This is a genomic window from Arthrobacter sp. 2762, from assembly GCF_040548745.1.
In the GTDB taxonomy this organism is placed as follows: domain Bacteria; phylum Actinomycetota; class Actinomycetes; order Actinomycetales; family Micrococcaceae; genus Arthrobacter.
Window position 1 is genome coordinate 72157 of record NZ_JBEPSI010000012.1, and the last position, 23627, is coordinate 95783.

General features: G+C 63.2%; 21 protein-coding genes. 7 read left to right on the forward strand and 14 right to left on the reverse strand.

Annotated features, from left to right (window positions below):
* The first annotated feature begins 106 nt into the window (after window positions 1-106).
* Window positions 107-778: a potassium channel family protein gene (locus ABIE18_RS19630; RefSeq protein ID WP_499724235.1), complete on the forward strand. Its 672-nt coding sequence runs from the start codon at window positions 107-109 to the stop codon at window positions 776-778.
* On the forward strand, window positions 778-1512 hold the full coding sequence (locus tag ABIE18_RS19635) for a potassium channel family protein (protein WP_499724236.1): 735 nt from the start codon (window positions 778-780) through the stop codon (window positions 1510-1512). The genes ABIE18_RS19630 and ABIE18_RS19635 overlap by 1 nt, the downstream gene beginning before the upstream one ends.
* Here ABIE18_RS19635 and ABIE18_RS19640 read toward each other — a convergent pair.
* Genes ABIE18_RS19640 through dut form a run of 4 tightly spaced genes read right to left on the reverse strand, consistent with a single transcriptional unit; the run spans window position 1482 to window position 3970 of the window.
* The gene (locus tag ABIE18_RS19640; RefSeq protein ID WP_499724237.1) at window positions 1482-2264 is read right to left on the reverse strand and encodes a DUF3159 domain-containing protein; all 783 of its coding nucleotides are present in this window, start codon (window positions 2262-2264) and stop codon (window positions 1482-1484) included. The genes ABIE18_RS19635 and ABIE18_RS19640 overlap by 31 nt on opposite strands.
* Complete coding sequence (locus ABIE18_RS19645; RefSeq protein WP_499724238.1) at window positions 2261-2638, reverse strand: hypothetical protein; 378 nt, start codon at window positions 2636-2638, stop codon at window positions 2261-2263. Before ABIE18_RS19645 ends, ABIE18_RS19640 begins: the two co-directional genes overlap by 4 nt.
* Window positions 2631-3404, reverse strand: a complete 774-nt coding sequence (locus ABIE18_RS19650) for a DUF3710 domain-containing protein (protein ID WP_499724239.1) — start codon at window positions 3402-3404, stop codon at window positions 2631-2633. Before ABIE18_RS19650 ends, ABIE18_RS19645 begins: the two co-directional genes overlap by 8 nt.
* Before the next feature lie 56 nt (window positions 3405-3460).
* Complete coding sequence (dut, locus tag ABIE18_RS19655; RefSeq protein ID WP_499724240.1) at window positions 3461-3970, reverse strand: dUTP diphosphatase; 510 nt, start codon at window positions 3968-3970, stop codon at window positions 3461-3463.
* A gap of 79 nt (window positions 3971-4049) precedes the next feature.
* Between dut and ABIE18_RS19660 the strand changes: the two genes are divergently transcribed.
* Window positions 4050-4541 carry a DUF3093 domain-containing protein gene (locus ABIE18_RS19660; RefSeq protein ID WP_499724241.1) on the forward strand — a complete coding sequence of 164 codons (492 nt, stop codon included), beginning with the start codon at window positions 4050-4052 and terminating at the stop codon, window positions 4539-4541.
* A gap of 25 nt (window positions 4542-4566) precedes the next feature.
* On the opposite strand, the gene ABIE18_RS19665 is transcribed toward ABIE18_RS19660, so the two are convergent.
* Window positions 4567-4866, reverse strand: a complete 300-nt coding sequence (locus tag ABIE18_RS19665; RefSeq protein ID WP_216923072.1) for a DUF4193 domain-containing protein — start codon at window positions 4864-4866, stop codon at window positions 4567-4569.
* A 306-nt stretch (window positions 4867-5172) separates the two neighbouring features.
* Between ABIE18_RS19665 and sepH the strand changes: the two genes are divergently transcribed.
* Entirely contained in the window at window positions 5173-6564 is a 1392-nt protein-coding gene (sepH, locus tag ABIE18_RS19670; protein ID WP_499724242.1) for a septation protein SepH, read from the forward strand.
* 21 nt (window positions 6565-6585) lie between these two features.
* Here the strand turns inward: sepH and ABIE18_RS19675 are convergent, their stop codons facing one another.
* From ABIE18_RS19675 to ABIE18_RS19690, 4 genes are all read right to left on the reverse strand, one after another.
* Entirely contained in the window at window positions 6586-7350 is a 765-nt protein-coding gene (locus ABIE18_RS19675) for a thymidine kinase (protein WP_477516237.1), read from the reverse strand.
* Window positions 7343-8572 carry an alkaline phosphatase family protein gene (locus ABIE18_RS19680; protein ID WP_499724243.1) on the reverse strand — a complete coding sequence of 410 codons (1230 nt, stop codon included), beginning with the start codon at window positions 8570-8572 and terminating at the stop codon, window positions 7343-7345. Before ABIE18_RS19680 ends, ABIE18_RS19675 begins: the two co-directional genes overlap by 8 nt.
* The gene (locus ABIE18_RS19685) at window positions 8569-9294 is read right to left on the reverse strand and encodes a DUF5998 family protein (protein WP_477516235.1); all 726 of its coding nucleotides are present in this window, start codon (window positions 9292-9294) and stop codon (window positions 8569-8571) included. The genes ABIE18_RS19680 and ABIE18_RS19685 overlap by 4 nt, the downstream gene beginning before the upstream one ends.
* Before the next feature lie 81 nt (window positions 9295-9375).
* Window positions 9376-12063 carry a bifunctional acetate--CoA ligase family protein/GNAT family N-acetyltransferase gene (locus tag ABIE18_RS19690; RefSeq protein ID WP_499724244.1) on the reverse strand — a complete coding sequence of 896 codons (2688 nt, stop codon included), beginning with the start codon at window positions 12061-12063 and terminating at the stop codon, window positions 9376-9378.
* A 54-nt stretch (window positions 12064-12117) separates the two neighbouring features.
* Here ABIE18_RS19690 and ABIE18_RS19695 point away from each other — a divergent pair, with 54 nt between their 5' ends.
* Window positions 12118-14643 (forward strand): DNA gyrase/topoisomerase IV subunit A, encoded by a 2526-nt coding sequence (locus ABIE18_RS19695; protein ID WP_499724245.1) that lies wholly within the window; start codon window positions 12118-12120, stop codon window positions 14641-14643.
* A 90-nt stretch (window positions 14644-14733) separates the two neighbouring features.
* Here ABIE18_RS19695 and ABIE18_RS19700 read toward each other — a convergent pair whose 3' ends face one another.
* Window positions 14734-15117, reverse strand: coding sequence for a VOC family protein (locus ABIE18_RS19700; protein ID WP_499724246.1), 384 nt, complete (start codon window positions 15115-15117; stop codon window positions 14734-14736).
* A 128-nt stretch (window positions 15118-15245) separates the two neighbouring features.
* On the opposite strand from ABIE18_RS19700, the gene ABIE18_RS19705 reads away from it, so the two are divergent.
* Complete coding sequence (locus ABIE18_RS19705) at window positions 15246-15764, forward strand: DinB family protein (RefSeq protein ID WP_499724247.1); 519 nt, start codon at window positions 15246-15248, stop codon at window positions 15762-15764.
* Between the two features lie 10 nt (window positions 15765-15774).
* Here ABIE18_RS19705 and ABIE18_RS19710 read toward each other — a convergent pair whose 3' ends face one another.
* From ABIE18_RS19710 to ABIE18_RS19725, 4 genes are read right to left on the reverse strand one after another with little or no spacing between them, the layout of a single operon-like run.
* Window positions 15775-16797, reverse strand: coding sequence for a GNAT family N-acetyltransferase (locus tag ABIE18_RS19710; protein WP_499724248.1), 1023 nt, complete (start codon window positions 16795-16797; stop codon window positions 15775-15777).
* 9 nt (window positions 16798-16806) lie between these two features.
* A complete protein-coding gene (gene cydD / locus ABIE18_RS19715) occupies window positions 16807-20247 on the reverse strand; it encodes a thiol reductant ABC exporter subunit CydD (protein ID WP_499724249.1) in 3441 nt (1146 codons plus the stop codon).
* A 7-nt stretch (window positions 20248-20254) separates the two neighbouring features.
* The gene (cydB, locus tag ABIE18_RS19720; RefSeq protein WP_499724250.1) at window positions 20255-21331 is read right to left on the reverse strand and encodes a cytochrome d ubiquinol oxidase subunit II; all 1077 of its coding nucleotides are present in this window, start codon (window positions 21329-21331) and stop codon (window positions 20255-20257) included.
* A 17-nt stretch (window positions 21332-21348) separates the two neighbouring features.
* A complete protein-coding gene (locus ABIE18_RS19725; RefSeq protein ID WP_499724251.1) occupies window positions 21349-22959 on the reverse strand; it encodes a cytochrome ubiquinol oxidase subunit I in 1611 nt (536 codons plus the stop codon).
* Between the two features lie 280 nt (window positions 22960-23239).
* Between ABIE18_RS19725 and ABIE18_RS19730 the strand changes: the two genes are divergently transcribed.
* Window positions 23240-23626 carry a BlaI/MecI/CopY family transcriptional regulator gene (locus ABIE18_RS19730; protein ID WP_189016115.1) on the forward strand — a complete coding sequence of 129 codons (387 nt, stop codon included), beginning with the start codon at window positions 23240-23242 and terminating at the stop codon, window positions 23624-23626.
* Window position 23627: the final 1 nt, after the last annotated feature.

The window sequence follows — 23627 nt, forward strand, 5'->3', positions numbered from 1 at the left end:
ACTACTCTGAATCCCCAGCGATGTCATGACGGCGGTCTCCGCCTTACGTCCATCGCACCGGTAAAGTCATACGCAGCGGCACGGTAAACACACATAAGGAGACACGGTGGCTCACTTCGTGATCATGGGTTGCGGCCGTGTTGGCGCAACCCTGGCACACACTTTGGAAGACGCCGGCCATTCGGTGGCCATCATCGACCAGGACGAGCGGGCTTTCCGTCGGCTTCGCAACACCTTTACCGGCCGCAAGGTCACCGGCGTAGGTTTCGACAGGGACACGCTCAAGCAGGCCGGAGTGGAAGAGGCTTACGCCTTCGCCGCAGTTTCCAGTGGTGACAATTCCAATATCCTGGCCACCCGGGTAGCACGTGAGACTTTCCATGTCGCACACGTCGTGGCCCGCATCTACGATCCCGGACGCGCCGAAATTTACCAGCGCCTCGGCATTCCCACCGTGGCCGCCGTGCGCTGGAGCGCGGACCAGGTCCTCAGGCGCATCCTTCCCGAACAGCATCTCGCCGGCGATTACCGGGAGCCATCCGGACGGCTCGTCCTGGCGGAGGTGGACCTGCACGAGGGATGGATTGGCCATAGCGTGACGTCCATTGAAGCTGCCGCGGGAATCCGTGTCGCGTTCCTGACGCGTTTTGGTGAAGGCCTCCTGCCCCTTCCGGGCACGGCCTACCAGGAAGGCGATACCGTCCACGCAATGTTGAGCCTGGACAGGACCTCGGAGATCAGCCGCGTCCTCGCCAAAGCACCGGCCAAGGAGTCTTAGTGAAAGTTGTCATCGTTGGCGCAGGCAGCGTCGGCTCGTCCATTGCCCGTGAGCTCCTGGCCCACAACCATCAAATCCTGCTCATCGACCTCAAGCCTGAAGTTATTGGCCGCAGCGGCCTTCGGGGTGCGCGCTGGCTGGTGGGCGACGCCTGCGAACTCAGCACGCTGCAGGACGCCAAACTTGAGGATGCCGACGTCGTGGTTTCCGCTACGGGTGATGACAAAGTGAACCTCGTGGTGTCCCTGCTGGCCAAGACGGAATTCGCCGTAGGTCGCACTGTCGGACGCGTCAACAACCCCAAGAACGATTGGATGTTCAATGACTCCTGGGGTGTGGACGTCGCCGTCAATACTCCCCAGCTCATGACTGCCCTGGTTGAGGAGGCCGTGGAAATTGGCGATATCGTCCGGCTGTTGACTTTGCAGACCGGCGTCGCCTCGATCGTGGAATTTACCGTTCCCCACGACTCCCACGTCATTGGGGGCACAGTGGGCGCCATTGAGTGGCCGGAAGACGCCACCTTGGTGGCCATCCTGCGTGATCAGGCACCCATCACGCCAAGCCGGGATGATGTCCTCGATGGTGGTGACGAACTGTTCTTCGTCACCACCATCCAGGCAGAGGACGGCCTGCGGGCCCTGTTGTCACCGGCGTCGATGGCAGGCCAAGGACCACGCGACGGCGCTGGCGACGTTGCGGATCAGGCGGAGGACGACGGCTTCGACGGTTGAGGTGCGGGCTTGGTAACAAGCCAGGCCACCCAAAGGCCGAGGATGTAGAGCGGCGCACCCATGAGGAGCCGGGTAGTGGCCAACGCCGTCAAGCCTGGCTCACCCAGGAAGTACAGCGGCACCTGCACCACCAGCCGCAGCGCAAGCACCGCCACAACAATCCAGGTGCCAAGCTGGTACGCCCGCAGGCGTTCCGGATCCTTGCGCCATTCGAGACCCTCGTTGCGGACGAATCCGAACAGCAACCCGGCAAGGGGCCATTTGAGGACGACGGAAAGCACCATACCCGCGATATAGGCAATGTTGGTGAAGAAGCCGAGAACGTAGAAATCCTCAGCCTTCCCTGTGGTGTTGGCCAACCAGGCAGAAATCCCGACGCCGACAACACCGGCAAGTGCCTGCGTCAACGGGCGTCGTTGGATCAGGCGGACAACAGTGAAGGTTGCTGCCGTCGCCAACGCCGCGACCAGGGAAACCGTCAAGTCGCGGCTTATGGTGAAGGCCACGAGGAAAACGAGGCCCGGCAGGATGCTCTCCGCGATGCCTTGCACTCCCCCTGCAGACTTCAACATGTCTACATGGCCGGCACTGTTGCGCTGAAGCCCTGCCTTTTCTGCATAGCCCGCAGCCAAATCCGCGACCCCCGGGGTTTCGGCTGCCGGGGTCTTGGCTGACCCGGTGGCCGAGGTCTCACTCTCGGCTGGCGTAGGCTGTGCGGAATCCTTCGGCTCTGATCCATTGGCCACGGTCATAGGTGCTCCTGACGGGAAAGTATTTCGTAGCGTGGATTGAACATCGCAGGCAGGCCGTCCAGTTGCGTCACCATGCCGTTCAAGCGCAGCTCCACTCCTGCTTCAATCCCAGGTACACGGTTCCTGCCCAACCAGATCACGCGCAACCGTGCATCCTGCCTTTTCACTCCCCCGCCACCAACCGACGGCTGGAAACTGTGCTCCAACGCGTCCACCACCACTGCTGAAAAGAAGGGTTGCTCACTTGGCGGCTGGTACGTGACGGATTCGATGAATCCAGTGCAGGTGGCCCTGCCGCGGGCAGGGAGATCACGGACGCCGTATTGCTGGGACTGCTGCCCGGCGGATCCTGGCGAGCCGGGCGTATCAGCCAATCTGGGTGATCTCCGGTCCCCGCTCCGGCTGGTGCAGGGCGGGACCACCTTGCTGTGCACCGGGATCTGGAGCTCCAGCGGGAGCCTGGGCTGGGGCTTGGGTAGAAGCGTCCTTGGGCAGACGCAGCTGCAACAGTTCGCGCGGCGGCATCGGATTGTCGCCGCGGACAACAACTACGCGCCGGAAGAGCTCCTCGAGGGCTGCCGCGGCGTCCCGGTCCAGGGCGGCTTCGCCGCCGAGGACACCACGCAGGAACCAGCGGGGACCGTCCACGCCCATGAAGCGGGCGGCGCGGAAACCCCGGCTGCCGTCGGTAGCTTCGGCGGGGAGCTTGGCGACGAGCTCTGTGCCAAACGTTCCAGATACTTCTTCTGTCTCGCCACCCTGGCTGGCTACGGATTGGCCGATCTGCTCGCGGATCTCGTCCCACAGGCCCTCCGAACGCGGAGCAGCGAACGCTTGGAGCTGAAGGCTTGAGCCGGCCAGGTCCATGGTCACGGCCACCACGCGCTGAGTAGCTTCTTCCACTTCCAGCCGCAGCTGGAGTCCGTCAGCGGGTGCAATCAGCAGTGCGCCGAGGTCCACATATCCATCGCGGTCCTCGATCTCATCGATGTCCCAAGGACCTTTGCCAAGCCGGAAATCACCCTTGGTACCGGACGCGCCGGTTGCAGGGGCTGTTGCCTCAGCCGCATCGTTTTCCTCGACGGTGCCAGCGGTTTCCAGCCGCTCGGCCTTGGACTTTTTGCCGCGCCCAAAAAGCATTGGGTTGTCTCCTTAGTAGTGGTCTATCCCCAAGTAAACCGCAACCCCGTGGGTTATCAGGCCACCGGTGCGTTGAATCCGCCAGTGGAACCAAAGCCGCCCGTACCGCGGGCGGAGTCGGATAGATCATCAACCATCACGAAGCGCGCGTACTCGACGCGCTGAATCACCATTTGGGCAATTCTATCGCCGCGCTTGAGCTCAATGGCGTGGTTTTGGTCAGTGTTCAACAAGGTGACCGCGATTTCGCCGCGGTAGCCTGCGTCCACAGTCCCGGGTGCATTGACAACGGTGAGGCCATGTTTGGTCGCGAGGCCGGACCGCGGGTGGATCAGTGCCACGAAGCCGTCCGGGAGGGCAATCGAAACGCCCGTAGGAACCAATTTCCGTTCACCCGGGGCCAGTTTCACGTCCTCGCGGGCACGCAGGTCCGCACCGGCATCGCCCGGGTGCGCGTAGGACGGTGCTTCCAGCCCGGCGTCGAGCATTTTCAGCTGAACGTCCAAAGTGGGCGCGCCATACGCTGCGGTGGTGTCATTACTGAATACTGCGGTCTCGTTGCTCACAGTGGACCATTCTACGTGGGGCACTTCCATGCGGGCACTCCGGGCAGATAGCCGGCCCAAGGGCCGATAAGCTGGACCCATGCCTACGTCTGACCAGTCCGCCCCCATGCCTGCCCGGAATAGTCCCTCCGCTTCCGAGGTGCTGTTCACCGAGAAATTATGGCCGACCATCTGGATCTGGGTTGTCGTCGTGGGCCTCTCGAGCGCTGGAATCCTGATGTTCGCACCCATCAGTGCCGCCGCAGGCATCATCGCCGCCCTGGTGCTTCTGGCCGTCATGACCACCCTGTTGGTGGTTTCGACACCCACCATCACCGTTACGCGGGACAGCCTTAGGGTGGGACGCGCCACTATCGACCGCAAATTCGTCGGTACCGCCGAGGCCTTCAAAAAAGACGAGGCCACCGCCGAACGTGGAACCCGCCTCAATGGCCTCGCTTACATGTGCTTCCGCGGGTGGATCGATGCCGTAGTGAAAATCGACATCACTGACCCCGCCGATCGGACACCCTACTGGCTGGTGTCTTCGCGCCGCCCGGACGAACTCGTCGCTGCGCTGGGTGGGCATTAGCACGACGCTGGGCGCACTGGTCCTGCTAGCTCTCGCATTCGGTGCAGTACAGGTGTCCGTCCCTCTCAGTGGCAATCTGGGAGCGGTGCTTCACAAGGAAGCAGTTGTAGCACGTGAATTCGTCAGGCTGTGGTGGCATGACCTGAATCAGGAGCTCTTCTCCGGAGAGGTCCGCTCCCGGGAGCTCGAAGCCATCGGCAAGATCGGTCTCATCGACATCCACCGCAGAGGATTGCTTCCCCGACTGGCGCGTCTTGAGTTCCTCAATCGAGTCCTCGCTGACGTCTTCCTCGGTCTTTCGAGGGGCATCGTAATCCGTGGCCATGGTCCTTCTTCATCCTGTCGTACTTGCTCCGGGTAGGACTCCGGCCTGACGGATTTCCTGCCCGCCGCCGGTCTAAGGGTGTAACGCCGGACGCCCCGGATTTGTGCCCGATATCGGCCAGATTGTCCTCCCCTGTCCAGCGATTGTCCAGAGGCGGCACATTGCGCTCGGATTGCGGGAAAGGATCCGCCCGATAATCTGCCACTTTCGCCGGAATATCACGGCACGCCCTTTGTCCTAGTAGGAAAAGGGCAATGGGGGTGGCAGAGTTTCGAATGTCAGTTATGCCATGTGGTGGAGGGTGTTATGCAGGATCTACGGCTGGTAGGCGTCCACGACGACGGCGGGCATCTGCTCCTGAGCGGACCCGGCGGTGCGATGTTCCAGCTTCCGATCGACGAGGCACTTCGTGCCGCGACGAGCAGGACCCCCGCCCAGGTGGCTGCGCGGGCGTCAAACACCCCGATTGCCATGTCCCCCAGGGATATTCAGTCCAGAATCCGCAGTGGAGCCACGGCGGCCGAAGTAGCGGAGTTGTCCGGGCTGCCCCTTGCCAACGTGCAACGTTACGAAGGTCCTGTCCTGGCCGAGCGTGAGTACGTTGCGCAGCAGGCCAGAAGGATTGAAGTAGCTTCCCCGGCCCCAGGCCAGGACATCTATCGCTCCGCCTTTGGCGACAATCCAGCGACGCTCGGCGAAATGGTGGCCCACCGTCTGTCCGCGCACGGCATCGATTCTTCAACGGTTGAATGGGACTCGTGGCGCCGTTCGGATGGTTCCTGGACCGTCGTCGCGCGCTTTGAAGCGGTCCCCGGTACGCACGGAAGCATTGGCGAGGAGCCACCGGCGATGTGGACGTTCAGTCCGCAGCGTAAATCCCTGCAGAACGCCAACCGCTGGGCTCAGCAGCTCAGTGAACTGGAGCCGCTGGACGGCCCCGTTCCTGCACGCCGGCTTGCCGCCGTCTCGGATCGTCCTTTCGATTTCGAGACCGACGCCGAAACCGCGGCGCGCGCGTCAGCAAAGGAATCCGACAGCCTCTTGGAAATGCTCCGCTCACGCCGCGGGCAGCGCCTGGGCGTGGACGAAGACGGCGATGACGCCTTGGCCGTCCTGCTCAGCAACGTTCCGGCAGCCCACCCGCGTTCTGGCGGCGAAGATCAGCAGCCGGCCGAGGAACCTGCCGGGGATCAAACAGAACCGGAGGTTTCTCCTGTGGCTGAGCCTGCGCGGAAGGACGGACGTCCGTCCATGCTGTCCCGGCTGAGCCTCGCGCCCCGGAACCATGACTCAAACGACGACGACTCACTGAAACTCCACGACGGCGTCAGCACGGAGACGCGCGAAATAACCGTTGTTGCCAGCCCATTGCGGCCCGTGACTTCCTTAACCGACCGCAAGCCGGGGGTGGCCAGTGCTCCTGAGCCCAAGGACGCGGATCGAAGTGATTCCGGGACAAACCAGACGCCACGGGCAGGGCTGGACGAACTGCTTGGCGGGGCCACATCCCCGCAAACACAGACTGATCGTGCTGCCTCGCGCGCAGAGACAGCCGTACAGGACAGGGCACCCCTCGAAGCCGGGGACCATAACACGCACAAGGATGCTGAGGCACCCGTAGAGCGCCAGCCCTCCCGTCCAAAACGGTCAAGCATCCCCAGTTGGGACGAGATCGTCTTCGGCGCCCGCGGCGACTAGCCCTAGCGCGGCGTCTATCCCCTAGCGCGGCGTCAAGCCGGAGCCAGTGCCGGAGCCGGCTCCGGGCCACAGGCAGGCATCGACGTCGAACGGAAGAGTCTGGTCTCCCCCGGCCATCAGGTTGGCCCCGTGGGCTGTCACGCGGCGCATGTAATGGCGTCGGCACAAGGTCTCATAGCCAACCACGGGTTCGTGGCCAACAGCTTCCCCTGTCTGAACTTGATCGCTCACGCCCGGGACGTCGCCTGCAGTCTGGGGAGCGACATCGCCAACCATGACCTGGTCCCCTTCCACCACCATGATGCCGTCCACCGTTCGGGCATTTTGAGTTGCCCGGCGCCCGCACCAGCACAGTGCCTCGACCTGCAGCACCTGTACTTTGTCGGCGAGTTCGATCAGACGTTGGGAGCCGGGAAACAAGGTGGTTCGAAAGTCCGAGGTGATCCCGAACGCGAAGACGTCCACCTCCATCTCATCCACCAGGCGCGCCAACTGCTCCACTTGGGAAGCGGAATAAAACTGCGCTTCATCGCAGATCAGATAGTCCACACGGAGCCCACTGGTCCGGCGTACAACCACTTCGTCCCAGAAGTCCGTGTCCGCATGGACTTCAACGGCGTCTGTCCTCAGGCCCAACCTGCTGGAAATCGTCGAATCACCTGCGCGGTCGTTGCAGCTGAAACGTACCCCGCCCCTGCCCCGCGCGCGGTGGTTGTAGTCCATTTGCAAAGCCAGTGTGGACTTACCGCAATCCATGGTGCCCGAGAAGAAGACGAGTTCAGCCACGTTTGCCCTTTTTACCGGCTGCCGGGAAGCAAAGGAATGGCACTTCACGTTCCGCCTTCGTCAAGGAACCATGTTGGCCGATTACTTCCAACGACGCCGGACGGACCCTGCGGGTGTCGTAAAGGGCAAGGGTATCCCGGGCGGCAATCATGACATCGCCGATGCGCGGCGCCACCGCCGGCTGGACGTCACCGAACAACCCGGCGCCTATCGCCTGCTCACGGGTAAAAGCCCAGATGCGTTCGCCAAACCTTGCCCGCCAGGCAGAGATGAGTGACTCGCGCTGCGTATCCGGGAGGCCCGGCTCAAGGTAAAGATGAACCATGCGGGGCTCGCCTGCAGTGTGGCGGACCCCGGCAACGAGTGAAGAATCAGCTGAGTAGTCAATGCGCTGGGACTCGGGAACGTCAAGCATTCCGTGATCCCCGGTCAGCACGATAGTGGTCCCCGGGGGCAGCGTCGCGGACAGTCTCTTGACGGTGGAGTCGAGCTCTTCAAGCTGGTGTTCCCAGCGGTCGGACTGGCAGCCGTAGCGGTGACCGGCTTTGTCCAACTCGTTGACGTAGAAGTACATCAGGGAGCGGCCACCACTGGACATTGCCTCTGCTGCGGCGGCTGTGCGCGCATGCAGGCTTGTGCCGCCCACGAAACGGCTGCCCCGGAGGGCTGCCTGCGTCATCGGGGAATTCCCGAACTGCGGGAGGCTCACCGTGACAACGTCGACTTCGGCCCCTATGCGTTCGAACACGGTAGCGTGCGGCTGCCAAAGCGCAGGGTCCACGTGGGCGTCCCAGTTGCCAAGCAGGTTCACTACTTTGTCCTGGGAAGGATCCAGGACGTCGTAGCCCACCATGCCGTGCTGCCCGGCGGGAAGCCCTGTACCCAGGCTGGCCAGGGAAGCCGCGGTGGTGCTGGGAAAAGCGGAATCAATCCAGTTGGGGACGCTGCCCTGTCCGCCGGACAGGATGGAACGCAGGAACGGTGTGTGCGAAGCCTTTTGCTTGAGCAGGCTGCGGCCCAGGCCATCGGCGAGGACTACACAGACACGCTGCGCGGCAGGCAGGTGAAGCTGGTTGGCAAATCCGGGAATGCCCATGCTCGCGGCAGCACTGGTGAAGACTTCGGCGATCGATCTGCTCCCAAAAAGCGGGGGCGAAGGGAGCTCGGAGGCCGGCGCCGTACCGGACATTGGCTGCGTGTGCTCCTGTGCAGTCACCCTCAACGCTGGTGTCCGCGGCTCAAGCGGTTGCTGAAGACCCCCGAACGTGGCCGCGGCGCGGGGATGCCGGCGTGTGGGACGGGTGTGGGATTTGCCGTGTTCACGGCACGAAGGGCGCGCGCGAAGACCTTGGCATCCTGGACCGCTTGAAGGCCGTCCGCTTCGGCACTGATGCGCAGGACGATGTCCTCCTGCGCGATGGTTCCGCTGTAGCCGTGGTCCGCTTCGCACTGCGGATCACCGCAGCTTGCCGGACCCATATCCAGGCGCTGCCCACCGGACCAGGCAATGGACACTGTCATTTCCCGAACGGGATCCGACGGCTTGTAGTCCTGTGGCTGGGAATACATGTAGCTAAGGACCACAGAACGGATCTGCGCCACGGGTACGGATTCCGTGGAAATCTGGGCGACGATCTGTTCCCCGGCTTCATCCAGCTGCTGATCGTCAACGTGGGTGATCACCAGCATGTCTTCGGTGAGTACCAGCACTGTGATGTGACGGCGAACCTCGGCGCGATCGAAGTGCGTCTCAAGGTGCACCAGGTGTGACAAGCAATCGCGGCCATCCAAGGCGTCATCCACGACGTCGGCCACCAGCCTGGGGTAGAAACCAGCCTGTTGCAGCGCTTGGTCCAGGCTCTGTCCCTGCAAGCTGTGGTTATGGGCGCTGTGGTGCCCGGCATTGGACGGACGGGACTGAGGCGTCGGAGACTGGGTGCTCATTCCCCCATTTTCACAGATCCACTGGGGACTTCCTAACTGCCGGCTCCGCCACTGGGCCGGTCGCTGGCGTGCAGGGAGCGCTTAACCACGCATTGCCCTGCGAGCGCTGTCGGTGCGCCGTGCGGCGTTACCTATCCACACATCGGCACCCAGAATCGTTGCACCGGAGGGGCCGGCGAGCACGGGGTTGAATTCCACCAGGGCAATTCCGGGGTGGTCATCCTTGAGTTTGGCCAGCCTGGCGGCAATGTCCTCAAGGGCAGGCACATCCACGGCGGGAAGGCCCTGGTAGCCGAACAGTTTCCTGGAAGCCCGCGGTGAGCGGATGAGGTCGCGCAGGTCTGCCGCGGACAACGGTGGGACCCTGTGTGCCCAATCGTCCAGCAGATTCACTGCATCCCCTGCCAAGCCGAAAGACACCACTGGACCCAGCAGGGGATCCTCCATGGCACGGAAGGTGCACGCCTGGCCTACCGGGGCCATTGCCTGAACTTCAAGCGACGGCGAACCGTAAGGTTCCAGTGCCCGCCTCATCTGGGCGATGTTCTGCAGCAAGGACTCTGCATCTTGAATGTCCAGCCGGACGCCGCCCAGGTCCAGGCGGTGCCTCAGGGCGGGATCAGTGGTCTTCAGAACCACTGGCCAGCCCACGCGTTCGGCTGCTTCAACAGCTTCCTCCGGTGTCCCGAAGCCGATTGTCGGCACCACGGCGATACCGTAGCGAGCGAGTAATTCTGCGGCAGCACCGGCGTCGAGCTTGCGGAGTTTCTCGCCCGTCACGCCGGTCAGCATCCTGGCCAGGGTTTCCTGGGTCCCTTCGACGTCGCAGCCACCGGGCTCGACGAAAAGACCTTGGTCGCGATCCAGCCATTGGGCGTAGCGAACGATCGCGGCCAGGGCGCCTACTGCGGCACCCGCATTGGAATAGCAGGGCAGTAACGGACCATCGGAGCTGCCGACCATTCCTTCCACGGGGATGGAGGGGTCCAGAATGCCTGTGAACACTGCCACCACCGGCTTGCCGGCTTCCGCCGCACACTCGGCCAGGACACCGGCCAGCGCTTCTACAGTGAGTCCCCGTGCAGGCAGGAGTGCGGCCACGATGGCGTTGACAGATTCGTCCGCGAGGCTTGCCCGCAGGCTCTCCCGGAGCGCTGGGAGGGCGAGTGACATACCGGCGTCGAGGTCCACGTCCGTTACCATCCGGTTGACATCGAGCCCAAGGGGTCCGGCACTGTCAGCGACGACTTTCGCCAAGGCGACGGAATTGGAGTAGACAGCCACACCGGGGCCGGCAGGCAATGCCTGGGAGGAGACGATCTGGGCGATATCCATCAATTGCTCGATGGTTCCCACCCTGATGACGCCTGCCTGCCGCATCATTGCGTCCACTGCGGCGGCAGGTGCTTGCGTGGTCCGGACTTCATGTCCGGGCGGAAGGCGGAGGCCGGTGACGTCGGATTTTGCGACGATCACCGGTTTGCTCCGGGACAACCTGCGGGCCAGCCGGGAGAACTTACGGGGATTCCCGATCGACTCAAGGTAGAGCCCTACTGCCGAGGTATCGGCGTCGTCCTCCCAGTACTGCATGGCGTCGTTGCCCGAGACATCCGCGCGGTTCCCGGCGGAGAGAAATGTGGACAGGCCCAACCGGCGCCGCCTGGCCGCCGCGTAGACGGCAACACCCACGGCCGCTGACTGGCTGAAGAGGCCCAGGCCCCCGCGGGGCGGCATGCTCGGAGCCATGGAGGCGTTGAGCGATACAGCCGGATGAGTGTTCAGTATCCCCAGGGACTCGGGCCCAATCACCCGCATGCCATTGGCCCGGGCGCGCCGCACCAACTCATGTTGGCGCGCAAGGCCCCTCTCGCCGTCGTCGGCGAATCCGGCGGTTGCCACCACTATGCCCTTGACGCCCGCTGCAGCGCAGTCGTCCACTACCTTGGGCACTTCCTCGTAGGGAACCGCGATAATCGCCAGCTGCACGGGCCCGGGGATCTCCGATAAGCGGGCAAAGGAGATCATGCCGGCGAGCTCGAAGGCCTCGGGGTTGACCGCATAGACCGGGCCCTCAAAGCCACCCTCAATAATGTGTTCCAGAAGTTGGTAGCCTACTGTCCCCCACTTGCGGCTGGCCCCAATGACAGCCACCGACGACGGCGCCAGCAGGTCGCGCACGCTGCGGGCCTCTGCACGATGCTCGCGGGACTCCATCACCGCCCGCGATTTCTCGGTGGGGTCGATATTGAACTCGACGCTCACCACGCCGTCGTCAAACCCGCGCTTGAGGTCATAGCCGGCATCGGCGAACACCATGAGCATCTTGCGGTTTTCGGGCAGGACCTCAGCGATGAATCGACGAATACCTTTCTCGCGGGCGGCTGCCGCGAGGTGCTCCAGGAGGATCGAGCCGATGCCGCGGCCTTGATGGGCGTCCGAGATGTTGAAGGCCACCTCGGCTTCGTCGGGGTCCTCCAGCCGGTCGTAGCGGCCCACTCCCATGATTTCGCCACCGATCGTGATGACGAATGCCACCCGGTTCACGTGGTCCACTTCAGTGAAGCGCCGCACTTCTTTTCCGGACAGTTTGGGCTTGAAGGAGAAAAACCGCATGTAGATGGAAGCCTGCGATTGACCGGCATGGAAGGCCTGCAGGGCGTCTGCGTCCTGGGGGCGGATGGGACGGAGGTGGGCTGTCCCGCCGTCGCGCAGGACGACATCGGCCTCCCAATATTCCGGATAAATGCCGACGTCGGGCTGATCCACCATAGGCTTAGCCTAGCTAAAACATCCGCAGTACATCTTTAAGGATCCACCGACCCCATGGCCCGCAGCCAAACTCCCGCACGCAAAGGCGAGCCTCTCGGCGATTTCACCGAGAACATCGTCGACATCGACGTCACTTCCGAGATGGAGGGCTCCTTCCTGGAGTATGCCTACTCGGTGATCTATTCGCGAGCCCTTCCTGACGCACGTGATGGCCTGAAACCGGTTCAGCGCCGCATCCTCTACATGATGGCGGACATGGGCCTGCGCCCGGACCGGGGCCACGTCAAGAGTGCGCGCGTCGTGGGCGAAGTCATGGGAAAACTCCACCCGCATGGCGATGCCGCGATCTATGACGCCATGGTCCGCATGGCCCAGGACTTTTCCCTGCGCCTGCCGTTGATCGATGGCCACGGCAACTTTGGATCGCTCGACGACGGTCCTGCCGCCCCGCGTTACACCGAGGCGCGCTTGGCAGCGGCTGCGCTGAGCATGACGGACCACCTCGACGAAGACGTCGTGGATTTCGTCCCCAATTACGACAACCAGTTGACCCAGCCTGAGGTCCTTCCGGCAGCGTTTCCCAACCTGTTGGTCAACGGCACTACGGGCATTGCCGTCGGCATGGCAACGAACATGGCTCCGCACAACCTCGTTGAGGTCATCGCGGCCGCACGCCATCTGATCGCGAATCCGGACGCGACGCTGGATGACATCATGAAGTTCGTCCCGGGTCCGGACCTTCCCACGGGTGGCCGCATCGTGGGCCTGGACGGCATCCGCGATGCTTACGCCACGGGCCGCGGTTCCTTCAAGACGCGCGCCAAGGTGGAAGTGGAACAGCTGTCTGCCCGCCGGACCGGCCTGGTGGTGACCGAGCTGCCTTACATGGTTGGCCCGGAAAAGGTCATCGAAAAGATCAAGGACGCCGTCAACGCCAAGAAGTTGACCGGCATCAGCGATGTCGTGGACCTCACGGACCGCAACCATGGCCTGCGCCTGGTCATCGAGCTGAAGAACGGCTTCAACCCCAACGCCGTGCTTCAGCAGCTGTACCGCTATTCGCCCATGGAAGATTCCTTCGGCATCAACAACGTCACGTTGGTTGACGGCCAGCCGCAAACACTTGGCCTGCTGCAGCTCCTGCAGGTTTACGTGGACCACCGTCTGAACGTGGTCCGGCGGCGGACGGCTTTCCGCTTGGGCAAGAAGAAGGACCGCCTGCACTTGGTGGAGGGCCTGCTGATCGCGATCGTCGATATCGACGAAGTCATCCAGATAATTCGCTCCTCTGATGAAGCTTCCGCAGCCCGTGAACGGCTGATGTCCATCTACGACCTCACCGAGATCCAGGCGAACTACATCCTGGAACTGCGCCTACGGCAGCTGACCAAGTACTCCCGCCTTGAATTGGAGAAGGAGCAGGACGAGCTGCGCCGCGAGATCGAAGCCCTGGAGGCCATCCTTGCCTCCGACGAGCTGCTCCGCGACCTCGTTTCCGGTGAGCTGGCCGAAATCGCCACGAAGTACGGTACTCCCCGACGCACCGTGCTCCTGGAGTCCGAGGCAGTCTCACCCACGGTCGCCGCGGCCCTTGCGGCTGCGGTACCTGGGCCCAAGGGCAAGGCCGCAGCCCTCCCCCTCGAAATCCCGGACGACCCCTGCTGGGCCCTCCTCAGCGTGTCCGGACAGATCGCACGGACAACCAACCAGGAACCGCTGGCCGAGGCTGGTCCCCGGGCGAAGCACGACGTCTTCCGTTCAGTAGTGAAGACCACGGCTCGTGGTGAGATTGGCGCCGTCACTTCCCTGGGCCGGATGTTGCGCCTACAGGTCATGGACATGCCCGCCCTGCCCCCTGTCGGAGGCCTTCCAAACCTGGCCGGTGGAGTGCCGGCCAAGGATTTCATCACTCTTCTCAAGGGCGAGACGTTGGTTGCGTTCGTTCCGTTGGATGCCATCCTTGCCGTTGGAACTGTGCAGGGCGTAGTGAAGCGTGTTCAGCCGGAGTACCCGCTGAACCGTGAGGACTGGGAAATCATCTCGCTCAAGGACAAGGACACCGTTCTAGCCGTGGAGCCCGCGCAGGAGGACGACGTCGAACTCGTCTTCGTCACCAAACAAGCCCAGTTGCTGCGGTTCAGTGCGTCAAACGTGCGTCCGCAAGGCCGGACCGCTGGTGGCATGGCCGGCATCAAACTCGCTGACGGCGACGAAGTCATCCACTTTGGCACCGTGCGCGCGGACGATCCCGCCGCCGTCGTTGTCACTATTGCAGGAACCAATGGCGCGCTGCCGGGCACGGCGCCGGGGACCGCGAAGGTGACTGCTTTCGACGAATATCCATCGAAGGGACGCGCCACCGGCGGTGTCCGTGTACACCGCTTCCTCAAGGGCGAAGACACCCTGCTCCTTGCGTGGGCCGGACACGGACCAGCAAAGGCGTCATCGGCCGCCGGTGTGGCCAGGGCACTGCCCCACGAGCATGGCCGCAGGGACGGCTCAGGGGTGCCGCTGTCACAGCCAGTGGAGGCGATCGGTCCGAGCATGGCCTGGGAGGAAACGGCTGCGGCAACCGAGTAGTAATCCTGCAAGGAAATACAGCAGGGCCGGCGGTTCCAGACCGCCGGCCCTGCTGTTGCCTTGGCCCCTGTCAGGCCATTTCCGGCTGGGCTAGGCGTTCTGGTTGATGCTCAGTATGTTTCCCTCGGTGTCCAGGAACCAGGCTGCTGCGCTTCCGTCCGGCATTGTCGCGATGCCGTTTTCAGTCTTGAGCCCCGGGAAGTCGTAGTCTTCGAACTCGACGCCCTTCTCGCGAAGTTCCGCCATCGTGGCCGCGAGATCACTGACCATCCAGCCCATCTGGGTGTTCTTGGCCGTACCTGCATTGGATGTTTGGTAAATGAAGAAGCCGGTCCCGTCCCCGCACCTGTACTGGAGGTTGTCGTCGGCGTCTGGATTTTCTGGTTCGAGTCCGAGTTTCTCGCTGTAATACGCGCGGGCCCGGGCAATATCCGATGCCGGAAGAACGGCACCCACTTGCTGATCCTTGAGCATGTTTTTCTCTTTCCGACTCTCTCCCCGGAGCGAACTTTACTCCTGGGCGGCAACGAAGTCAGGGGCAAACAGATGTTGGTTTTACCCCATGCCTGAGATTGCCGGCGGTGACCCTTTAGACTGGCGGCATGCCGATCATCCCTGACGAAAAAGACTGGACGTGGGTGCTGTCAAAGCCCTGCCCCGAATGCGGCTTTGACGCCTCCACAGTGACGCCGTCCACGGTCCCGGGGACTGTGCTCAACATGCTTCCAAGGTGGCGCGCCGTCCTGCGCCGCGAGGACGTCGCGGTACGCCCGAATGACCACACGTGGTCTCCCCTGGAATATGCCTGCCACGTTCGCGATGTCTTTAGCCTCTTCGACAAGAGGCTGAACCTGATGCTCAGCGATGACAACGCCGAATTTGCCAACTGGGACCAGGACCAAGCGGCCATGGACGGCGAATACGGACGTTCGGATCCCCGCACTGTCTCTGACGAGCTGATCGCGGAAGGGGAGCAGATCGCCGAGTCCTTCGCACGTGTTGTGCAGGATGAATGGCAGCGAACAGGACGGCGAAGCAACGGTTCCGAGTTCACAGTGCTCACGTTCTCGCAATACTTCCTGCACGATGTTGTCCATCACCTCCACGATGTGGACGGCTAACGGCGCCGGGCTATAGCAGCTTCTCCCACGTCATGCTCCGGTTCACTGGGCTGTATCCCATGCCAAGGTAGAGTGCCAGGGCACCGGTGGAATTGGCAGAATCGACGTCCAGCGATGCAATGTCCATCCCGGCGGCGGTGAATCGCCGCAGGGCGTCTGCCAGCAGTGTCTGCGCTATTCCCCGGCCACGGAACGCACGCCGGACACCAAGCAGTTCGGTATAGCCCTCCTTGAAACCCCGGTCAACCGCTGAAGCCGGATCGTAGCTGGCCAGCTGGTATCCAGCTACCTCGCGCGTGGAAGCGTCAATCACCACGGCGCTCCAATCAGGCCGTGCTGTGGGTTCCTCAACGGTGAACCGCCAGGTTTCTTCGTCGCGTGGCTCGCTTCCCCAGTGGTCCCTGAAGGCATCATTGTGGGCCAGGCGAACGGCCTCGTGCAGGGATCGGTCAAACGTGCATAGTTCCAATCCGGGCTCAAGCCGTGCTGCTGGAGCAGGCTGGGAAGCAGGCCCTGACAACGGCCGATGCATTTCATTGAACCAGCGCACAATGTCATAGCCCCTGGCCCGGAGCACCGCCGCCTGGTGCGGGTGCTGTTCTTCCGTTTGGATGCGGAGGCGGGGCGGCGCAGAACTGTTCCCTGCTGCATTGTCAGCGTGAAACCGTCTCCGGGTCTGTGCTTCCTGCCAAGTGAGGACAGCCGAACCGACGCCGCGGCGTTGCCAGTGCGGGTCTACGCATCCCATGCCTGTGGCCTTGTCCCCTTCGGGGTTTTTCGTGATTCTCCCGTACGCGCGGGCAACGCCATCCGCATCGAATCCCAGAAGCGTGTTGGTCCTGGGATCATTCTTGGTGGACTCCAGGACGTGGACAAGGTCGCCACGCTTTTCGAACCAGACAGGATGCTCGACGGCGGCAGTCCGGGCGATCAGTTCCGCCCAGTTGTCCAGGTCCGCAGTTGTGGCAGGCCGCCACTGCAGGCCCGTTTGGCTGGCATCGGGCTGAATAAGGGGTGGAACCTCAGAAGGCATGCCAACAGGCTACTGGGGAGTAGGCACTCTCACCAGCTCAGCCGCACTGGGGAGCTCGAGCCTGGCATCGGCTGGATCGATGTCCTCAGGGTTGTGCGTCACCAACACCACCGTGACGTTCCGCAAACCCCGGCGAAGGGTGGCCATCATTTCGCGTGCAGCTGCAGCGTCAAGGTGCGCCGTAGGCTCATCCAGCAACAGCACGCGCGCGCCGGTCAGGAGTGTCCTTGCCATGGCGAGGCGCTGCCGCTCACCACCGCTGAGGAAAGCCCCGCCTGATCCAATGCGCGTGTCGAGCCCCTCCGGTAAAGTGTCCACCAACACATCAAGCCCCACGTCCTGCAAGGCCTCGCGCATTTCCTGTTCGTTGGGCTTGTTCCCCGCGGGCCTCGCCAGAAGGAGATTACCCCGGATGGTGGAGTCGAAGAGGTGGGCTTCCTGCGGGCACCACGCCGCTGTCCCTGTGAGCAGTGCCCTGCCTTCCTTCACAGGTAGGAAGCCAAGGAGGACGGAAAGCAGCGTCGATTTGCCGGCTCCCGAGGGGCCGGTGACTGCCAGCCATCGGCCTGGCCCGGCCTCAGCGGTAACTCCTGAGAATACCGTGGGGCCACCTGGCCATGCAGCGGAAATTCCGTTCAACTCCAGCCCCGCCTTGCCATCGCGGTCAGGCAAAGGGTGCATACCGGCGTCGTGATCTGCGTTGTCCGCCTCGGCGGGGGCGGACAACGCCCCGGTAGCTGCCACGCGCCCCAGGATGTCTGCGAGCGCAGGGCCTTGGCGGACGGCGGAAACGGTTGCCGCAAAAGGCTCCACGAGGGCCAGTTGCATGAGCACAATCACGGCAACCAGGGCAGGAGCGGCGGAACCATCTTGAACGGATTCGGCGCCCAGGAGTGCCGCCCACAGGGCGGCGAGCGAGCAGGCGAGGACGGTGACGGCTTGGCCGAGACCTTCGGCCCAGGCAGAACGCTGCGCCGAAACAGTAGCGGCACGATCCTTGTCCCTGAGTGCGGTCAGGATGCGTCCGGCCACACCGTTGGCGGTTAGTTCGGCGCGGGCATCGAGGGCCGCCGCAACACCGCGGAGCACCACCGAGCGCAGCTGTTGTTCTGCCCTGGCGGCGTTCCGGTCAGCAAGTACGGCAAGGAGCGGCGCAACAATGAGTCCAACTACGGCGGCGCAGGCAACGGCGGGTACGGCAACGGGCAACACCATGGCAGTTGCGACGACGGCCGCAGCGCCCACGCCCACGGCAGTCAACGGAGGGAGGGCGACCCTCGGGAGAAGGTCCCTGAGTGTGTCAACGTCGTCCACGATGGAGCCCAGGACGTTGCCGCCCTGCAAAAGCCGGCGAAGTGACAGTGCACGGCGGCTCAGGGTGGCCCAGAGGGCCCCACGCAGTCGCGTCATCGCAGCAAAGACGGCGTCGTGGGTCAGGAGCCGCTCGCAGTAGCGAAGGACGGCCCTGCCGATGCCGAAGAAACGCACACCAACGATCGCTCCGAGGAGGTAGAGAATGGGTGGCTGTTCGCTGGCCCGGATGATGAGCCACCCTGACAGGCCGGACAGGGCGACTGCGAAAAGTGCGGCGAGGACTCCTACCAGGCCCGCCGCGGCGAACTTGGCCTGAACCGGCCGGAGGACCAGCGCGAGCCGTTGGAGGTTGGAAAGCCATCCCTGGTTGAAGGCCGTGTGGAGGGCCCCGTTCTGTGCTTTCAGACTGGCTGGGTCCGCCCCGGCTTTGACAGCCAGGGAGGACTGATACGCGGTGGTTGAAACGACGGCGGCGGTATGAGGAGCACTTCGTTCCGGCACGCCGGTGGGCCGCTTCGCCGCGGTTAAGTGCTCCACCCGGACTACGTGGTCGGCGAGCGCCCTGGTGCCGGAGTCGTGTGCTACCAGGATTACGGTGGCAGAGCCCCGAAGGGACGTGATGGCAGAGCGGACAACGCTGGCTGAGTAGTGGTCCAGATGCGCGGTGGGCTCGTCCAGAAGCAGCACGGCAGCACCGGAATCGAGGCGGGCCAGACCGCGGGCAAGTGCCACGCGGCGCAACTCCCCCGGGCTGAGTTCGGCTGGGTGCTTGGCGGCCAGGTGGTCAGCAGAGACCCTCCGCAGGATGCTTGCCACAGCCTGTGCGGTATCTGCAGTGTGCTGCCCGCCAAGGTACAGCTCCATTTCCTCCCGCACGGTGTCGGCCACCATCACGGGGTGTTGCGGTACCCAGGCCACGGTGCCCGTTGCCACGCCGGTTAGCGTGCCGGTCACGGATGCGCCGGGGCCCGTCCCGATAAGGCCTGCCAGGACACCCAGGACTGTGCTTTTTCCGGCGCCGCTGTCTCCGTCCAGCGCCGTGACCGAGCCTGCGGGGGCGGTAAAGTCCAAACGCTCGACGGCGGGTGTGGACCGTCCGGTGTAGGTCACGGTGAGGCCTGTGACCACAATGTCAGCCAGCCCCGCGCGGGATGTCTGGGTGTCGGTAAGTGGCTGGTTATCAGTAAGACGCTGGTGCGTGGGTGCCTTCAGCACGGTGTTGGCAGTTTCCAAGGCCGCCCTGCCGTCATCACTGGCATGGTGGGCGGTACCGAGCTCACGCAGGGGCAAGTAGCAGTCGGGAGCGAGGATCAGTGCCAAAAGCCCGGCTTCCAGGGCCATGTCTCCGGCAACCAGCCGCACGCCGATGAAGACCGCTACGACAGCGACTGAGATGGTTGCTATGAGTTCCAGGGCAAGTGCCGAGAGGAACGCCGTGCGGAGCGTGACCATGGTCCGGCTGCGGTACTGCTCGGAAATGTCTTCGAGTGCGGCACGTTGCTCGCTGGCCCGTCCCAAACCCACCAGCACAGGCAGGCCTTTGGCCAGTTCAAGGATGTGCCCGGACAGTCTGCGCAGTGTAGTTTGGGCGTCCCTGACGCTGTCTTCCGTGTGGCGGCCTATCAGGATCATGAACAGCGGCACCAAGGGAACGGTCAATACAATGACTACGGCGCTCACCCAGTCAGCAAACAGTATCCGCGCGCCGATGAGCAGTGGAACGGTGGCGCAGTTCACCAGGGCCGGCAGGTACTGGGTGTAGTAGTCATCCAGTGCGTCCAGGCCGCGCGTGGCGAGGATCGCCAGTCCGCCGTCGTTGGTGCCCTCAACGGCAGTAGTTCCGCCCTCCGCCAGCGAGCGCTTGAGAAGCTGCGACCGCAGTTCCTCTTTGACCCCCAGCGCGGCACGGCGCGACGCAACGCCCTGGCCCCAGACGGTCAGGGACCGTAGCACCGCTCCGACGGCCCCCCACACCAGCCCGTCGGTCCAATCGGACGGACTTCCGGCCAGACCGGCCAGTGCACCGGCCACCGCCTGTGCCATGAGTACCAGCGAAAGTGCCTTGAGGGCTGAGAGCAGGCCTATTCCGTAGAGCGCGGATCGAGTGGCCGGGCCGGACGGGAACACGGGCTTCATGACGCGGCTAGGCTCCCGGGTTGGAAGGGTTGGTGTTTTCCTTGGCAACCAACACCTTGGCGGCGATGGCCGGAAGGAAACCGTGGGCTTCGGGAATGTGGGCTGCGCTGACACGGCGCCGGAACACCCAGTATGTCCAGGCCTGGTAGGCAATAACCAAGGGAAGCCCCACCGCAGCCACGATGCTCATCAGGCCCAGCGTGTAGTCCGAGGAGGAAGCATTGGAAATAGTCAGGCTGAACGCGGGATCCATGGTTGAGGGGATGACCACCGGGAATGCGGCGCCGAAGATCGATGCCGTGGCGCACACCACGAAAGCTCCGATCGCGGCGAACGCCCGGCCCTCGGATCCGTTGCGGGCCCACTGCCAGGCCAAAACCACGGACACGACTCCAGCCACCACGATGGCCCAGGTCCAGGCCTTGCCGCTCAGGAACTGCACCGCAACCATCCAGGCGAGCATGGGCAGGACGGCAACCGGCACGAGCCGCACAAACCAGCGGCGGGCACGCAGCCGCACCTCGCCGTCGGTCTTCAACGCCAGGAAGGCCAAGGCGTGAACCAAGGCGAAGGCGACAACACCGAAGCCGCCCAGAAGTGCGTAGCCGCTGAACCAGGCGAACGGTCCACCGCTGCGGTCCCCGTTGGCATCCAGCGGCAACCCCGTGGTGGTAAGCGCCAGGGCTGCTCCGATACCGAAGGCGGCCAGAAAGGATCCAACGGCGATTGCCCAATCCCAAGTGGTGCGCCAGCGTTCAGTGTCCACCTTGCCCCGGTATTCGAAGGCGACCGCCCGGAAGATCAACGCCACCAGGACGCAGAGGAGCGGAAGATAGAGCGCCGAGAACAAGGACGCGTACCAGAGGGGGAACGCTGCGAAGGTGGCTCCGGCTGCAGTGAGAAGCCAAACCTCGTTGCCGTCCCAGACGGGGCCGATGGTATTGAGCAGTACGCGCCTGTCCGTGTTGTTGCGCGCAAACAGCTTCATGAGCATGCCTACCCCGAGATCAAAGCCCTCGAGGAAGAGATAGCCGGTCCACAGTACTGCGATGGCCACGAACCAGATGGTTGGCAACAATTCCATGGTCTATTCCTCTGTTTCTAGTACGCGAACGCCAGGACGTCGTCGGCTTTGTCGGGGCCGGGTGCGCCGTCGTCGTCATTGTCACTTGCTTCATCCCTGACGCGATGCTCGCCCTTGGCGTGGGCGAGTTCGGGCATGGCTGAGGCGACGCCGCCACGGACGTACTTGACCAGGAGCTTGACTTCCACCACCAGCAGGACGGCGTAGATGGCGGTGAGGACAACCAGGGAGGTCATGAGCTCGCCGGCACTGACACCGGGTGAAACGGCAGCGGCGGTGAACATGAAGACCTGGTCTATACCGTTCATGTCAGGATTTGGGGCTACGACGAAGGGCTGCCGGCCCATTTCCGTGAAGATCCAGCCGGCGGCGTTGGCCCCGAACGGTGCCAGGATTCCGAAGACGGCAAGGCGCATGAGCCACTTTGACCCAGGGACGACGCCCTTGCGGGTAACCCATAGGGCTACCAGCGCTGCCAGTGCGGCGACGCCCCCGAAGCCGATCATCATCCGGAAGCCCCAGTAGGTGACTTCCATGACGGGCACGTACTGGATTTCCTGACCGGCCCGGTCGCCATACAGCGGGTTGTCCGGCAAGTGCGTGCCGTACTTCTCCTTGTACTCCCCAAGCAGGCTGTTCACACCCTTCACTTCGGTGGTGAAGTCGCCCTTGGCGAGGAAGGAAAGGATCCCGGGCACTTCGATGACAGCCACAATGTCGTCACAGTTCTTGGCACCCAGGTTGCCGACGCTCAGTACGGAAAAGCCGGTGCCGTCGTGGCATGCTGCCTCCGCGGCAGCCATTTTCATGGGCTGCTGCTCGAACATGAGCTTGCCTTGCAGGTCTCCCGTGAGGGCGGTGCCGGCGAAGGAGATCATCGCCACCACGGCGCCGATCCGGAGGGAACGCATCCATACGGTGTAGTCGCCCTTGTCGCGGCCCGGGATGTCAGCTTCTCCGACAACCAGCCGGCCATCCGCACCAACCACGTCAATGCCGTCATGGCGGCGGCGCCACAAGTGGTACCAGGCGATGCCCAGCAGGAAGGCACCGGCAACACCAAGGGCACCGAAAAGAGTGTGCGGTACGGCAACGAGAGCAGTGTTGTTGGTAAACACCGCCCAGGCGTCCGTCATGACAGGCCGGCCATCCACCATCTCAACGCCCACAGGGTGCTGCATCCATGAATTGGCCACGATGATGAAGTAGGCGGAGAAGACGGAACCGATCACGGCAATCCAAAGGCATGCCAGGTGGACACCGCGTTTAAGTTGCTTCCAGCCAAAGATCCAGAGTCCAAGGAAGGTGGACTCGACGAAGAACGCGAGAAGGGCTTCGAGGGCCAGGGGTGCGCCAAAGACATCACCAACGAACCGGCTGTATTCGCTCCAGGCCATGCCGAACTGGAATTCCTGGACGATGCCGGTTGCCACACCCATGATGAAGTTGATGAGGAAGAGCTTGCCCCAGAACTTGGTCATTCGGAGATACTCGGGCTTTCCCGTGCGGTACCACAGGGTCTGAATGACGGCCACCACCAGGCCAAGGCCGATAGTAAGGGGCACCATCATGAAGTGGTAGACGGTGGTGATCCCGAATTGCCAGCGTGCGATTTCCAAGGCGTCCATGGCTGTCCTTTGTCCGGCGGCCCGAAGTGCGGTGTACTTAGTTCTACGTTGTGTAGAAAACTATTCTTCTACACAGTGTAGAACAAATAGCCGGACCACATGCCCATTCTTCAAGTGGCGTTACGCACCCGCAAGGGTGAATCGACGTCCGCGGCGCGCCGATAGTTCTACCTCACGTAGAATGAAGGGCTGAAAAGCGGTAGATTTATGGTGGAATGTTGGATCATCGCTCCCGGGTTGCGGCTTTTGCCACCGGGACGCGGAAGGTAGGGAAGTATTGATGGCGAGTCTTGGGGAACTGGAACGGGCAGTGATGGACCTGCTCTGGGCGGGCCAAGAGGCTGCAACTGCCAACACTCTGCGTGATCTTCTCGCGCAGGACTCCGAAGCCGGCGACGGCACAGCAGGACACCAGGGCAAAGACCTGGCAGTGACCACAGTCCTTACCGTGCTCTCCAGGCTGGAGAAGAAGGGCCTGGTGGAACGCGAACGCGGGACCCGGCCACACCGCTACCAGGCCGTTTCGAGCCGCGCTGACCACACCGCGGAACTCATGCACGAAGTCCTTGGCTCGGCTCCCGACCGCGAAGCGGTCCTTGCCCGATTCATTGGCTCTGTCTCCGAAAGTGAAGCCGCTACCCTGCGCAAACTGCTCGGCTACAATTAGC